Source organism: Rhodococcus sp. MEB064, assembly GCF_000834565.1.
Lineage (GTDB): Bacteria > Actinomycetota > Actinomycetes > Mycobacteriales > Mycobacteriaceae > Rhodococcoides.
Map to the genome: position 1 here is coordinate 46,566 of NZ_JXQS01000025.1, position 13,527 is coordinate 60,092.

At 65.4% G+C, this 13,527-nt stretch carries 13 protein-coding genes; 5 read left to right on the forward strand and 8 right to left on the reverse strand.

All coding sequences use genetic code 11. The annotated features are described in order from the left end of the window. Positions 1 to 134 precede the first annotated feature (134 nt). Positions 135 to 1,424, reverse strand: coding sequence for an isocitrate lyase (aceA, locus tag RU01_RS12825; protein ID WP_042574949.1), 1,290 nt, complete (start codon positions 1,422 to 1,424; stop codon positions 135 to 137). 350 nt (positions 1,425 to 1,774) lie between these two features. After that, the gene (locus tag RU01_RS12830; RefSeq protein WP_042574950.1) at positions 1,775 to 2,137 is read right to left on the reverse strand and encodes an SPW repeat domain-containing protein; all 363 of its coding nucleotides are present in this window, start codon (positions 2,135 to 2,137) and stop codon (positions 1,775 to 1,777) included. Between the two features lie 178 nt (positions 2,138 to 2,315). Here RU01_RS12830 and ramB point away from each other — a divergent pair, with 178 nt between their 5' ends. After that, positions 2,316 to 3,758, forward strand: coding sequence for an acetate metabolism transcriptional regulator RamB (ramB, locus tag RU01_RS12835; protein WP_042574951.1), 1,443 nt, complete (start codon positions 2,316 to 2,318; stop codon positions 3,756 to 3,758). Between the two features lie 11 nt (positions 3,759 to 3,769). Continuing rightward, positions 3,770 to 4,306, forward strand: a complete 537-nt coding sequence (locus tag RU01_RS12840) for a carboxymuconolactone decarboxylase family protein (RefSeq protein ID WP_042574952.1) — start codon at positions 3,770 to 3,772, stop codon at positions 4,304 to 4,306. 62 nt (positions 4,307 to 4,368) lie between these two features. Here RU01_RS12840 and lpdA read toward each other — a convergent pair whose 3' ends face one another. Together lpdA and RU01_RS12850 are read right to left on the reverse strand one after the other, a co-directional pair. After that, the gene (lpdA, locus tag RU01_RS12845; protein WP_042574953.1) at positions 4,369 to 5,772 is read right to left on the reverse strand and encodes a dihydrolipoyl dehydrogenase; all 1,404 of its coding nucleotides are present in this window, start codon (positions 5,770 to 5,772) and stop codon (positions 4,369 to 4,371) included. 129 nt (positions 5,773 to 5,901) lie between these two features. After that, a complete protein-coding gene (locus RU01_RS12850; protein WP_042574954.1) occupies positions 5,902 to 6,750 on the reverse strand; it encodes an aldo/keto reductase in 849 nt (282 codons plus the stop codon). A 167-nt stretch (positions 6,751 to 6,917) separates the two neighbouring features. Here RU01_RS12850 and RU01_RS12855 point away from each other — a divergent pair, with 167 nt between their 5' ends. Further along, positions 6,918 to 7,337, forward strand: coding sequence for a nitroreductase/quinone reductase family protein (locus RU01_RS12855; RefSeq protein WP_042574955.1), 420 nt, complete (start codon positions 6,918 to 6,920; stop codon positions 7,335 to 7,337). Positions 7,338 to 7,347: 10 nt separating this feature from the next. Here RU01_RS12855 and RU01_RS12860 read toward each other — a convergent pair whose 3' ends face one another. Then, entirely contained in the window at positions 7,348 to 8,307 is a 960-nt protein-coding gene (locus tag RU01_RS12860) for a dipeptidase (protein ID WP_042574956.1), read from the reverse strand. A 141-nt stretch (positions 8,308 to 8,448) separates the two neighbouring features. Here RU01_RS12860 and RU01_RS12865 point away from each other — a divergent pair, with 141 nt between their 5' ends. Continuing rightward, positions 8,449 to 10,536 carry a prolyl oligopeptidase family serine peptidase gene (locus tag RU01_RS12865; protein ID WP_042575002.1) on the forward strand — a complete coding sequence of 696 codons (2,088 nt, stop codon included), beginning with the start codon at positions 8,449 to 8,451 and terminating at the stop codon, positions 10,534 to 10,536. Here the strand turns inward: RU01_RS12865 and ppk2 are convergent. After that, positions 10,533 to 11,408, reverse strand: a complete 876-nt coding sequence (ppk2, locus tag RU01_RS12870) for a polyphosphate kinase 2 (protein ID WP_042575003.1) — start codon at positions 11,406 to 11,408, stop codon at positions 10,533 to 10,535. The genes RU01_RS12865 and ppk2 overlap by 4 nt on opposite strands. 156 nt (positions 11,409 to 11,564) lie before the next feature. Here ppk2 and RU01_RS12875 point away from each other — a divergent pair, with 156 nt between their 5' ends. Beyond that, the gene (locus RU01_RS12875) at positions 11,565 to 11,777 is read left to right on the forward strand and encodes a PspC domain-containing protein (protein WP_042574957.1); all 213 of its coding nucleotides are present in this window, start codon (positions 11,565 to 11,567) and stop codon (positions 11,775 to 11,777) included. Between the two features lie 20 nt (positions 11,778 to 11,797). Here the strand turns inward: RU01_RS12875 and RU01_RS22870 are convergent, their stop codons facing one another. Together RU01_RS22870 and RU01_RS12880 are read right to left on the reverse strand one after the other, a co-directional pair. After that, positions 11,798 to 11,935 (reverse strand): hypothetical protein, encoded by a 138-nt coding sequence (locus RU01_RS22870; RefSeq protein ID WP_156148906.1) that lies wholly within the window; start codon positions 11,933 to 11,935, stop codon positions 11,798 to 11,800. A gap of 143 nt (positions 11,936 to 12,078) precedes the next feature. Continuing rightward, on the reverse strand, positions 12,079 to 13,518 hold the full coding sequence (locus RU01_RS12880; RefSeq protein ID WP_042574958.1) for a glucose-6-phosphate dehydrogenase: 1,440 nt from the start codon (positions 13,516 to 13,518) through the stop codon (positions 12,079 to 12,081). Positions 13,519 to 13,527: the final 9 nt, after the last annotated feature.

Sequence of the window (13,527 nt, forward strand, 5' to 3'; positions counted from 1 at the left end):
GACGGCAAGGGGTGAGACGGGGGTAACTCTGCTGGGGCACGGGCGGAGCCCGCTGATACGAGACAGGCGGCCCGCAACGAAAGCTGCGAGCCGCCTGACTAGTGCGTTGATACCTCGGAGAGGCGGTACAGCTCCTAGTGGAACTGGCCCTCTTCGGTCGAGCCCTTCAGGGCTGCGGTCGACGTGTTGGGGTCGACGGTGGTGGCGATGCGGTCGAAGTAGCCGGCGCCGACCTCACGCTGATGCTTGATCGCGGTGAAGCCGCGCTCCTCGGCTGCCTTGAACTCGCGCTCCTGCAGGTCGACGAACGCGGTCATGCCCTCGCGGGCGTAGCCGTGCGCCAGGTCGAACATGCCGTAGTTGAGCGAGTGGAAGCCGGCGAGGGTGATGAACTGGAACTTGAAGCCCATCGCGCCGAGCTCCTTCTGGAACTTCGCGATGGTCGCGTCGTCCAGGTGCGCCTTCCAGTTGAAGGAGGGCGAGCAGTTGTAGGCGAGCAGCTGGTCGGGGAACTCGCTGCGGACCGACTCGGAGAACTTCTTGGCGACCTCGAGATCCGGCACGCCGGTCTCCATCCAGATGAGGTCGGCGTACGGCGCGTAGGCCTTGGCGCGGGCGATGCAGGGCTCGATGCCGTTCTTGACACCGAAGAAGCCCTCGGCGGTGCGGGTTCCGTCGAGGAACTCACGGTCGCGCTCGTCCACGTCGGAGGTGATCAGCGTGGCGGCCTCGGCGTCGGTGCGGGCGATGATGACCGACGGGACGTCGGCGACATCGGACGCGAGACGCGCGGAGGTCAGGGTGCGGATGTGCTGCTGGGTGGGGATGAGCACCTTGCCACCGAGGTGGCCGCACTTCTTCTCCGACGCGAGCTGGTCTTCCCAGTGCACACCGGCGGCGCCGGCCACGATCATGGCCTTCTGCAGCTCGTAGGCGTTCAGGGCGCCACCGAAGCCCGCCTCGGCGTCGGCGACGACGGGAGCGAGCCAGTTCTTGACCGAGGTGTCGCCCTCGATCTTGGCGATCTCGTCGGCGCGCAGCAGTGCGTTGTTGATGCGGCGCACGACCGACGGAACCGAGTTGGCCGGGTAGAGGCTCTGGTCCGGGTAGGTGTGGCCGGACAGGTTCGCGTCACCGGCGACCTGCCATCCGGAGAGGTAGATCGCCTGGAGGCCGGCGCGGATCTGCTGCACGGCCTGGTTGCCGGTGAGGGCACCGAGCGAGTTGATGTAGTCCTCGTTGTTGACGAGATCCCAGAGGATCTCCGAGCCGCGACGAGCGAGGGTGGCTTCCTCGACGACAGTGCCCTGCAGGTCGGAAACCTGCTGTGCCGTGAAGTTACGAGTGACGCCCTTCCAGCGGGGATTGGTGTCCCAATCCTTCTGGATCTCTTCCGTGGTCTTCGGGGTGCCGGTGGTCGACATCGAAAAGCTCCGTCTCTGTTGCGTCTGCGTCGGCAGCTTGCTCGTGCTTCGCAGGCTTGCCAGGCATATCGGATGTACAAACACACGATGGCACAGAGAAAAAGTGGTGTCTACCTGCTGAGACTGTAAATCTCCGCTAAGCAGTACGCGCGTTCTGCGAATCTTGCGAAGATCGCCGGGGGGTCCGCGGCGTCTCCGTACCCGTCAGTAACCTGATAACCGCAGTTGGGGAACGAAATGCACGCAATGGCGGCCGCCGACGAGAGCGCTTGTCGAATCGCCCTCCGTCGGCATCATCCATGCCGGACTGTGACCACCGTCACCGTACGTTCGTACTGTTTTCTCGCGCATCACACCGTCACGGCGACCCGACGACGCTCGGTCAGCACTCCCAGAACACCCATCGCCGCGATCACGACGCCGCCGACGAGCGCGTAGTAGTCGGCCGCACTGGCGCCGGCGGGGAATGCCAGCACGACGGGTGACGTCGCCAGCACGACGCCCAGCACGACGTGGGCCCAGTGACTCGAGCGCGATGCGCTGCCCATGGCCCACAGCGCCGAGAACGCCGACAGCAGTCCCAGCACGAGAATGGCACCGGTGACCTCGCTGCGGTGGGGCACCGGGAGCCAGAGTGTCGACAACACCAGAACGGTTCCTGCCACCAGCACCACCGCGTCGCGGGCTATTTCGTGTCGTACCGAGTCGGCCATGTCGCTTCTCCTCAGATTTATCTCTCACGTGTAGTGCGTATCCGCCCCGTGCAACGCCTAGTGTGCGCCCGTCTTCCCCGGCGCGCCCGCATGTGACAGACCAGACCGAAAACCCGTCCTACCTGCAACGATATGGTCAAGACGCGGTAATGGCGGACGGCGCTCCTAGACTGGGACCATGGCACGGACCTACGTCGGCAGCAGGCTCCGCCAGCTGCGGGTCGAGCGAGGACTGAGCCAGGCGGCGCTCGCACGACAGCTCGACATCTCCGCGAGTTACCTCAACCAGATCGAGCACGACGTCCGGCCGCTGTCCTCTGCTGTGTTGACTCGCATCACCGCCGTGTTCGGAGTCGACACCACGTTCTTCTCCACCCAGGACGACACCCGCCTCGTCGCCGAGCTGCGCGAGGTGACACTCGATCAGGACATCGGGGTCGACGCCGACGTCGACGAGCTCGCCGACATGGTCGCCTCGCACCCCGCGCTGGCCCGCGCCATGGTCAACATGCATCGGCGCTACCGCAACACGACGGCTCAGTTGGCGGCCGCGACCGAGGACCGGTTCTCCGACGGCAGCGGAAGCGCGGCGATCTCCAAGCCGCACGAGGAAGTCCGGGACTACTTCTACCAACGGCAGAACTACCTCGACGATCTCGACCGGGCCGCCGAGGACCTGACCAACCGCCTCCGCTTCCACCGCGCGGACGTCGCCGCCGAAGTGGCCAAACGACTGCGCAACCTCTACGACGTCCAGGTGATCGAACGCATCGACCTCGGCGAGAACGTCCTCCACCGTTTCGACGCGAAGACTCGGGTCCTGGAGATCTCACCGCACCTGTCGGCCGGGCAGAAAGTGTTCCGTTTCGCCGCGGAACTGGCGTACCTGGAGAACGGCGACCTGATTCGCAGCATGGTCGCCGAGGGCGGCTTCACCGGTGACGAATCCCGCGCGTTGGCCCGCCTCGGATTCGCCAACTACTTCGCGGCGGCCACCGTCCTGCCGTACACCAGGTTCCACGAGGTGGCCGAGGACTTCCGGTACGACATCGAGCGTCTGTCGGCCTACTACTCGGTGAGCTACGAGACCATCTGCCACCGCCTGTCGACGCTCCAACGGCCGTCGCTACGCGGTGTCCCGTTCTCGTTCGTGCGCGTCGATCGTGCGGGCAACATGTCGAAACGCCAGTCCGCCACAGGTTTCCACTTCTCCTCCAGCGGAGGCACCTGCCCGCTGTGGAACGTGTACGAGACTTTCGCGTACCCCGGCAAGATCATGACGCAGATCGCCGAGATGCCCGACGGGCGGCGTTACCTGTGGATCGCCCGCACCGTCGAACGGCGAGCGGCGCGCTACGGGGAACCGGGCAAGACGTTCGCGATCGGATTGGGATGCGAAGTGCGGCACGGACATCGGCTGGTCTACGCCGACGGTCTCGAACTGGACGGCCCGAACGTCGCCACCCCGATCGGCGCCGGATGCCGGGTGTGCGAGCGCGCGAACTGTCCGCAACGCGCCTTCCCTCCCCTGGGCAAGGAACTCGACATCGACGAGCATCGCAGCTCGGTCTCTCCGTACCTCATCAGAGGAAGCGCGGCGACCGACACCCGCGTCGACTAGCGTCAGGCATCGTGACTTCTCCCCGCATCGCTCCCGGCCGGACCATCCGCGAACTGGGCCCGGTCAATTGGGTCGTCTGCCGCATCGTCGCGAAGCTGGGAGGGGTCGAGGAAGGCCACCTCTTCACCACGATGGGACGGACCGGTGGCCTGTTCCGGGGCTGGCTGTTCTACAGCTCGAAGTTGATGCCCGGTGGACGCATCTCCCGCAAGGACACCGAGACGATCATCCTGCGAGTCGCGCACCTGCGTGAGTGCGGATACGAGCTGGACCACCACATCCGGTTGGGGAAGCGCGCCGGCGTCGACGACGAGTTGCGCGAGCGCATCTTCGCCGGTCCCGACGCTGCCGGTCTCGACGCGCGCCAACGCGTGTTTCTGGCCGCGGCCGACGAGATGGTGTCCACGAAGACGATCTCGGACGATTCCTGGGCGGCGCTGGCCCGCGTGTTCGACGACAAGCAACTCGTCGAGTTCGTGCTGCTGGTCACCCAGTACGACGGTCTGGCCTCGACCATCGGAACTCTACGTATCGAGCGCGACTACTAGGGTCCGACCCGACGAAAAACACCCCGGCCGCCAGAAGCGACAGGGGTGTTCTCGTCGAATGCTCAGAAGTTGATCATGTGCCCTGCGAGGCCGTGGATGGCCTCCTGCAGTGCCTCGGACAGCGTCGGGTGCGTGTGCACGTTGCGCGCGAGTTCGGTGGCCGTCAGGTCCCACTTCTGCGCGAGCGTCAGCTCCGGGAGGAGCTCCGAGACGTCGGGTCCGATGAGGTGCCCGCCGAGCAGCTCGCCGTGCTTCGTGTCGGCGATGAGCTTGACGAAGCCGGTGGGATCGCCGAGTCCGTGCGCCTTGCCGTTCGCCGTCATGGGGAACGTGGCGACCTTGATGTCGTGGCCGGCATCCTTGGCCTGCTTCTCGGTCAGACCGAAGCTGGCGACCTGCGGCTGGCAGAACGTCGCGCGCGGCATGAAGCGGTAATCGTCGATGGGAAGCGTCTCGGCTCCACCGATGGTCTCCGCGGCCACGACTCCCTGAGCCTCCGCGACATGCGCGAGCTGCAGCTTCGCGGTGACGTCACCGATCGCGTAGATGTGCGGCACGTTGGTGCGCATGACCGAGTCGATCGCGATGGCGCCGCGGTCGGTGACCTCGACGCCCGTCTTGTCGAGCCCGAAGCCGTCGACGCGAGGAGCGAAGCCGACGGACTGCATCACCTTGTCGACGGTGACCGTCTCGGTCTCGCCGCTCTTGTTGTTCTTGATCGCGACGGTGACCTTGCTGCCGTCGTCGTCGATGCTCTGCACCGCGGCGCCCGTCATGATCTTCACGCCGAGCTTCTTGTACTGCTTGGCGATCTCCTTGGAGACGTCCTCGTCCTCGTTGGGGAGCGCGCGATCGAGGAACTCGACGATGGTGACGTCGACACCGTAGTTCTTGAGCACGTAGCCGAACTCCATGCCGATGGCGCCCGCGCCGACGATGAGGATGGAGCCCGGCAGCTCCTTCGTCATGATCTGCTCTTCGTACGTCACGACGTTCTCGCTCAGCGACGTGCCCGGCAGCAGCTTCGTGGTGCTGCCGGTGGAGATGATCGCGTTGTCGAAGGTGACGGTCTCGCTGCCACCCTTCGTCAGCTCCACCTCGATGGTGTTGGCGTCGGTGAACGACCCCTTGCCGTCGAGCTGGTCGATCTTGTTCTTCTTCATCAGGAAGTGGATGCCCTTGACGCGACCGTCCGCGACCTTGCGGCTGCGATCGTAGGCAGCGCCGAAGTCGAACGACACGTCACCGGAGATGCCGAACTGCTTGGCTTCCTTGGTGAACAGGTGCGCCAGTTCGGCGTTGCGCAGCAGAGCCTTGGACGGGATGCAGCCCACGTTGAGGCAGACACCGCCCCAGTACTTCTGCTCGATGATGGCGGTTTTCAGGCCCAGTTGCGCCGCGCGGATGGCTGCGACGTACCCACCGGGTCCGGCTCCGAGTACAACGACGTCATAGTGTGAGGTCACGGTTGTCCACCTTAGTCCCGTCGAACCCGCCACATGCCGAAAGGTCCGGTTACCCACCGGTAGCCGGCCGGCCTCCGGCCTTCACGCAGGGTAACCGGACCTTTCGTGTCTTTATTTCAGTGGCTCTGGTCAGTCGGGGATCATGTCGAACGTGTCGGGATTCGGGCCGGTGCGGCCGTCCTCGCCCTTGTCCAGCGCCGAGATGTCCGCGATCTGACGGTCGTCGAGTTCGAAGTCGAAGATGTCGAAGTTCGCTTCGACGCGTTCCCGCGTGACCGACTTCGGGAAGATGATGTCGCCGCGCTGGATGTGCCAACGCAGAGTGACCTGCGCGGTGCTCTTGCCGACGTCCTGCGCGATGCGCTCGAGCTCCGGGTCTCCGAGGACCTTGCCCTGGGCGATCGGCGACCATGCCTCGGTGGCGATACCGTTCTCGGCTCCGTAGGCCCGCACGAGGTAGTTGGAGAAGTACGGGTGCACCTCGATCTGATTGACCGACGGGACGGTGTCGGTCTCCTGAGCGAGCTTCTCGAGGTGCGGGACCTGGAAGTTGGAGACGCCGATGCTGCGCGCGCGACCGTCCTTCTTGAACTCTTCGAGAACCTTCCAGGTGGAGACGTAGTCACCGTCGTACTGCGTCGGCAGCGGCCAGTGGATCAGGAACAGGTCGATGTAGTCGGTGCCCAACTTTTCGAGGGTCTCGTCGAACGAGCGACGTGCGTCGTCGGGGCGGTGGAAGCCGTTGTTGAGCTTGCTGGTGATCCAGATGTCGTCGCGGCTCAGGCCGGAGTCCTTCACTCCCTGGCCTGTCTCCTTCTCGTTGCCGTACATCTGCGCGGTGTCGAGATGGCGGTAGCCGACCTCGATCGCGGTACGGACAGCGTCCGCGGTCTTCTCCGGCTCGATCTGGAACACACCGAAACCGAGCTGCGGGATGGAACGGCCGTCGTTGAGGGAAATCGAAGGAACCTGTGTCATGGGGGATATCTCCTCGTCGTCGAGTTCTGGTGAAGCTGCGAGCGGACTACCCGGTCCACGAGCGGACCAAGCAACGCGCACTCTCCACAGGTGCAAGGGGGGCGAGTCGGTCGTTATTCCCCTCGTCGACTCTTCTCATTCCGACTCCCGCCGGTGATGATGGTCGGATGAGCGACTTCAACGAGCAGGTCATCTCCGAATTCCGGGACAACGCCGGCCACGTCCGCACAGCCGGATTCGGCGACAACCTCGTGGTGCTGCACTCGATCGGTGCGCGCAGCGGCGAGGTGCGACTGAACCCGCTGTTCGCCATCGCCGAGAGTGGCACCTGGCTCATCGTGGGATCGGCGGCCGGCGCGGTGAAGGACCCGGCGTGGGTGCACAACCTGCGATCGAATCCCCGGATCGACGTCGAAGTCCCCGGGGACGGCGCCGTGCGGACCGTCACCGTCGACGTGACCGAGGTGGGCGACGACGAGTGGGAGACCCAGTGGGCGAAGTTCACCGCCGCGTCCCCCGGCTTCCTCGACTACATCGAGACTGCCGAGGGTCGACGCTTTCCGATCTTCCGCCTCACTCCTGCCTGATCGGAGAAGATCACGTCCACACTGCGTCGGCGACGCGGCGGAAATTGCCGCCCATGACGGCTGCCACCGCAGCGTCGTCCCACCCGCGGTCGGTCAGGACCGCCGGGAGAGTGTGCAGATCCTCGGGCGGAACCCACTGCAAGGCACCGTATTTCGTGTACTCCTCGGAGAACGCCTCGGGATGTAGTGCCAGCTCGGTGTTGAAGTCCTCGTGGTCGAACGAGTAGTCCGACCCCACCCCGATGTGCTCGAGGCCGATCAGGTCGACTCCGTACTCGACGTGATCCGCCATGGCACGCACACGCGCCGCTCGGTCGCCCGGATCGTTCACCCCGAGGAAGATGCCGACACCGTTGATGCCGACCACTCCGCCGGTGCCCGCGCAGGCGCGCGCCTGCTCGTCCGTGATGTTGCGCGGGTGCGTCCACAGGGCCGCGAAGTTGGAGTGGCTGTAGATCATCGGCCGATCGGTGACGGACGCGATGTCCAGTCCCGTCCTCCGCGAGCAGTGCGACCCGTCGGCCGCCATGCCCGCCGCGTTCATCACACGCACCATGTCGCGGCCGTACGCGGTCAGACCGGTATCCGTCGCGTCGAGACACCCGCAGCCTGCTGCGTTGGCGTGGTTGTACGTGGGAAGCATCGAGCGCACCCCCAGCTCGACGAAGTACCGGACATTGTCCAGGTCCCCGTCGATCGGTGCGGAGTCCTCGAGATCGAATGCGAGCGCCCGCAGACCCTTTCGACGAGCCTCGTCGATGTCCGCGACACTGCGCACGGGGAGGAATCTCCCGTCGGCGACTGCTCTGGCGGTCCACGTGGTGGCCAGTTCGGTGGCCAGAGCCTTGTCGTGCGGTGAGTAGCCGACGTTGACCGACAGGTAAGTGCCGGGCTCGTAGCGCGCGAGTTCGGTGATGTCCGTATCGGCGTACAGCGGCAGACAGGTGTGTTGCTCCCACACGTCTGTCATGAGTCGCCCCGGAATGCGCTGCGGTCCATGCCCTGCGGCGAGTGCTCCTCGGTACGTGGTCGGGTCACAATCGATCACCCTAGGTCCGGCGCCGTGCACGCGCGAGCACAGACCGGTGCCGGATGTGCCGGAACAGGCAGAATGGGCATCGTGACCGACGACGATGACATTTCGACCGACGACTTCATGTGGCTCGAAGATGTGACCGGCGATGCTGCGCTGACGCGAGTGCGCGCCCGCAACGAGAGCACGGTGGCAGAGTTCGCCTCGGACGAGGAGTTCCGCGCACTCGAGAGCCGCATCCGCGACATCCTCGATACCGATTCGCGCATCCCGTACGCCCGTAAGCGCGGCGACTTCCTCTACAACTTCTGGAAAGACGCGGCGCACCCGCGCGGGCTGTGGCGCCGCACCACGATGGAGCAGTACCGCCTGGACGAACCCGAGTGGGACGTCCTGATCGATCTGGACGCACTCGCGAGCGCGGAGGACGAGAACTGGGTCTGGAAGAGCGCGCAGGTACTCCGGCCGTCGTTCGACCGTGCACTCGTCTCACTGTCCCGCGGCGGCGCCGCCGACGCGTCCGTCGTCCGCGAATTCTCTCTGTCGACGCGGTCCTTCGTGGCCCCGGAGAGCGGCGGCTTCCACGTACCGGAAGCCAAAACCGACATCGACTGGATCGACGCCGACACCGTCTTCGTCGGCACCGACCTCGGACCCGGCTCGCTGACCGACTCCGGCTATCCGCGTCGCGCCCACCGGTGGCAGCGCGGAACGCCGCTCGACGAGGCGCCCGTGGTGTTCGAGGGTGACCAGACCGACGTCGCCGTGTCCGCGTCGCACGACTCGACACCGGGCTACGAGCGCAGCCTCGTCCAGCGGGCAACCGACTTCTTCAACGCGGTCACGTCGATCCTGAACGACGACGGATCGACGACCGTCATCGATGCTCCCACCGACGCGTCCGTATCCGTTCACGAGGAATGGCTCACCGTTCGCTTGACGACGCCGTGGGTCGTCGACGGAACCGAGTACGCCGCCGGGTCGCTACTGGCCGCGAAGCTGGACGAGTTCCTCGCGGGGGCGCGCGATCTCACGGTCGTCTTCGCACCTGACGCCCGGACATCTCTGCACCAGTACGCCTGGACGGAGAACTACCTGCTGTTGGTGGTGCTCGAGGACGTCCGTTCGAGTGTGCGTGTGGTCACGCTCGGCGACACCGTCACGTCCGACCGCCTGAGCGGCCTTCCCGACGCCGTGGACATCACGATCATCGGCACCGACCCGGAGTTCGGCGGGGACGAATACTTCCTCGACGCCAGCGGCTATCTGACACCGTCCACCCTTCTGGTGGGGACGGTGGGTCGCGAACCTGTCGCGCTCAAGTCGGCGCCCGCGTTCTTCGACACGACGGATCTCGTTGTGGAGCAGTACTTCGCGACATCCCTCGACGGCACCCGGGTGCCGTACTTCGTCGTCCGGGGCGCCGGAACCGGAGGCGAGCCGGCACCTGCCGGTCCGACTCTGCTCTACGGCTATGGCGGTTTCGAGGTGTCCCTGACCCCCGCCTACAGCGGCGTCGTGGGAGCGGCGTGGTTGTCCCGAGGGGGCACCTACGTCGTCGCCAACATCCGCGGCGGCGGCGAGTACGGACCGTCGTGGCACACGCAGGTCCTGAAGTCGGGTCGACACAAGGTGCACGAGGACTTCGCCGCTGTCGCACAGGATCTGGTGGAACGCGGCATCACTACACCCGACCGGCTCGGCGCTCAGGGCGGCAGCAACGGCGGTCTCCTCATGGGCATCATGCTGACGAAGTACCCGGAACTGTTCGGCGCCATCGTGTGCCAGGTTCCCCTGCTGGACATGAAGCGGTATCACCGACTGCTCGCCGGGGCGTCGTGGATGGCGGAGTACGGCGACCCGGACGACCCCGAGGAATGGGCCTTCATCTCCGACTACAGTCCGTATCAGAACGTGTCACCGCCGGCGATGCACGGCGGCGCCTATCCCCCGATCCTCATCACGACGTCCACCAGGGACGACCGCGTGCATCCCGGTCACGCCAGGAAGATGGACGCGCTGCTCGAGGAGTACGGCTACGACGTGTCCTACTACGAGAACATCGAGGGCGGCCACGGCGGGGCTGCCGACAATGCCCAGGCCGCGTTCAAATCCGCTCTGGCGTATACGTTTCTGTGGCGCACCCTCGGAGGCGGTGACTCCTAGTCGGTGTCGGGCTCCGCGAGTCCCACGATCGACGGGTCGGGGCGACCGACCACCTCGTGGTCCTTGTTGGCGTAGTCGAACTTGTCCAGGACGTACCGCATGGCCTCGAGACGGGCACGCTTCTTGTCGTTGCTCTTGACCGTGGTCCACGGTGCGTGATCGGTGTGCGTGAACCGGATCATGTCTTCCTTGGCCCTGGTGTACGCATCCCACTTGTCCAGCGACGCCAGGTCCATCGGGGAGAGTTTCCATTGGCGGACGGGGTCCACCTGCCGGATGGCGAACCGGGTGCGCTGCTCGAGCTGCGACACCGAGAACCAGAACTTGGTCAGCTGCACTCCGTCGTCGACCAGCATCTGCTCGAACAGCGGTGCCTGAGCGAGGAACCGCCCGTACTGCTCGTCGCTGCAGAACCCCATCACGCGCTCCACCCCGGCGCGGTTGTACCAGGAACGGTCGAACAGAACCAGCTCACCAGCGGCCGGCAGATGAGTGACGTAGCGCTGGAAGTACCACTCCGTCGACTCACGCGGCGACGGCTTCTCGAGTGCGACGACACGAGCACCGCGAGGATTGAGGTGCTCCATGAACCGCTTGATGGTGCCACCCTTGCCGGCAGCGTCCCGACCCTCGAAGACGATGACGTGGCGGCCACCGGTCTCCTTGATCCACATCTGCAGTTTGAGCAACTCGATCTGCAGGAGACGCTTGGTCCCTTCGTATTCCGGCCGGGACAGCCTCTCGGAATACGGGTACGCCTGACGCCAGGTGTCCACGGGATCGCCGTGCGGGGTGATCAGCACAGGGTCGTCGTCATCGTCGTCACGCACGGAGAACGCCGAGGTGTCGGCGAGGTCGACCATCCGGGACATCAGTTCGTCATCGAGAGCGGTCACGACAGAGCACGGTACGAGCCGTCGGGAACGGGACGGTGTTGCGAAGATGAACAGCCGGTGCGGCGAACATCAGGGTGCTTCTGGGGGTGATCCCCGATGGTACGGCGCCCTCGTGTGGCGCACAGTCGAGTCATGACAACGAATCATGTACCCGCAGAACCCACTACACAGCTACTCCGCAGCAGGGACGACAAGTGGATCGCCGGCGTGTGCGGTGGTGTCGCGGACTACACCGGGTGGGACCCGAGCCTCGTTCGGGCCCTCACCGTGGTGGGCGCCCTCGTCTCCTTCGGCACCGTCGTCCTGCTCTACCTCGCGATGGTCATGCTCGTACCCAGAGCATGACCATCGCGCGGGGCGATCGTTCAGCTACCGCTGCCGGTGCCGCCGCTACCAAGAAGTCCGTCGAGGATGTCACCGAAATTGCCCAGCAGGGAGTCGAGAGCGCCTCCGAGGATCCCGTCGCCGGTGGCGCCACCCAGAATCAGATCGAGTATCGGCATGTGTTGATCCCTCCTCACACGCCACGCGGTGCGCGGCGTCGGCCACCCTGACCGTGGCACGACACTATTGGTGACCGAAAGGTCAGGAATGGTTTCTCGCCGTAAAAGTCCGGATTCCCGATGTGGCTCGAAGTACCGGCCATTTACTGGTCCGCGGTGACTAACCACCCGCACGGCGAGGCCAACTCGTCGGCCTCCTCGGGGCCCATGGATCCCGGTTCGTACGAGATGACGGCGGGGGGATCGGACAGCAACGGTGCCGCGACATCCCACACGTGCGCCAGACCGTCGGGACGGGTGAACAGCGATCGGTCACCTTCCAGCACGTCCAGGATGAGGCGGGAGTACGGCGACAACGGTTCCGTGTCGGACACCGTCGACAGGTCGAGGGACATGCGCCCGATCCCGAGGTCCTCGCCCGGACCGGGCTCCTTCACGGTCATGGCGATGTCGACTCGGCCGTCACCCTTCAAATCGAACGTCAGCACTGCGCCGTCGGCAGGAAGGTGCTTGACCGGGCCTTCCGGTCGACGGAAGACCAGCGACACACGCTGAGTGCTGGTGCCGAGCATCTTGCCGGTCCGCAGGACGAACGGAACGTCGCGCCACCGGTCGGTGTCCACCCACATCCGCGCGGCGACGAACGTGTCGGTCGTCGACGAGTCGTCGATTCCCTCGACATCGGTGTATCCGCGGTACTGGCCCAACACGACCTCGGAGGTGTCCAGCGGGCGGAACGCCGCGATCACCGATTCCCGAGCAGTCTGCAGGTCGTCGGCTCCGAGACTCAGCGGAGGCTCCATGGCCACCTCGGCCGCCACCTGGAACAGGTGCGTCACCAGCATGTCCAGGACCGCACCCGTCGCGTCGTAGAACTCGGCGCGGTCGTCGATGTCGAGAGTCTCGGGAACGTCGATCTGCACCTGCTCCACGTGCTCGCGGTTCCAGATGCCCTCGATCATCCCGTTCGCGAATCGCAGGATGTGCAGGTTCTGAGTGTTCTCCTTCCCGAGGAAGTGGTCGATCCGGTAGACCTGCTTCTCGTCGACGAATTCGTGCACCGCTTCGTCGAGCTTCTCGAAGTTCTCCTGCGACGTGCCGAAGGGCTTCTCGTACACCACTCGCGCGCCCTCGGTCAGGTCGTGCGCGCCGAGTGCCTTCGTGTAGTCGATGAACGTCGACGGCGGCAGGGCGATGTAGTGCACCAACTGCGGATCGCCACCGAGCTCGTCCTTGACGTCCCCGAGGACGGACAGCATGTCCCCCGGGTCGTCGGCGGTGAAACCGTTGCCGGCGAATCTGACCCGAGAGGCGAACGAGGACCACACCTTCTCGTCCACGGTGTGGACACCTTCCGACGGGCCGAACTCGTCGAGCGCCGCGCGGATGTGCTCGCGGAACTCGTCGTCGGTCTTGCTCCCGCGACCGTTGCCCACCAACGCCCATTCGTCGGGCAGCAATCCCTCCTGCGCCAGTTCGTAGAACGCAGGGAGCACCATGCGCTTGGCCAGGTCTCCGGTCGCCCCGAAGAGTACGAAGATGGTCGGCGCCCCGCCGGATTCGGATGTTGCTGTGTCAGCCATACCCCCATG

What these genes read in the sequence shown, in the direction of transcription:
- aceA (WP_042574949.1), bottom strand. Translation starts at nt 1,424, where the DNA reads ATGTCGACCACCGGCACCCCGAAGACCACGGAAGAGATCCAGAAGGAT.
- RU01_RS12830 (WP_042574950.1), bottom strand. Translation starts at nt 2,137, where the DNA reads ATGGCCGACTCGGTACGACACGAAATAGCCCGCGACGCGGTGGTGCTG.
- ramB (WP_042574951.1), top strand. Translation starts at nt 2,316, where the DNA reads ATGGCACGGACCTACGTCGGCAGCAGGCTCCGCCAGCTGCGGGTCGAG.
- RU01_RS12850 (WP_042574954.1), bottom strand. Translation starts at nt 6,750, where the DNA reads ATGACACAGGTTCCTTCGATTTCCCTCAACGACGGCCGTTCCATCCCG.
- RU01_RS12855 (WP_042574955.1), top strand. Translation starts at nt 6,918, where the DNA reads ATGAGCGACTTCAACGAGCAGGTCATCTCCGAATTCCGGGACAACGCC.
- RU01_RS12860 (WP_042574956.1), bottom strand. Translation starts at nt 8,307, where the DNA reads ATGACAGACGTGTGGGAGCAACACACCTGTCTGCCGCTGTACGCCGAT.
- RU01_RS12865 (WP_042575002.1), top strand. Translation starts at nt 8,449, where the DNA reads ATGGGCATCGTGACCGACGACGATGACATTTCGACCGACGACTTCATG.
- ppk2 (WP_042575003.1), bottom strand. Translation starts at nt 11,408, where the DNA reads ATGTCCCGGATGGTCGACCTCGCCGACACCTCGGCGTTCTCCGTGCGT.
- RU01_RS12875 (WP_042574957.1), top strand. Translation starts at nt 11,565, where the DNA reads ATGACAACGAATCATGTACCCGCAGAACCCACTACACAGCTACTCCGC.
- RU01_RS22870 (WP_156148906.1), bottom strand. Translation starts at nt 11,935, where the DNA reads ATGCCGATACTCGATCTGATTCTGGGTGGCGCCACCGGCGACGGGATC.
- RU01_RS12880 (WP_042574958.1), bottom strand. Translation starts at nt 13,518, where the DNA reads ATGGCTGACACAGCAACATCCGAATCCGGCGGGGCGCCGACCATCTTC.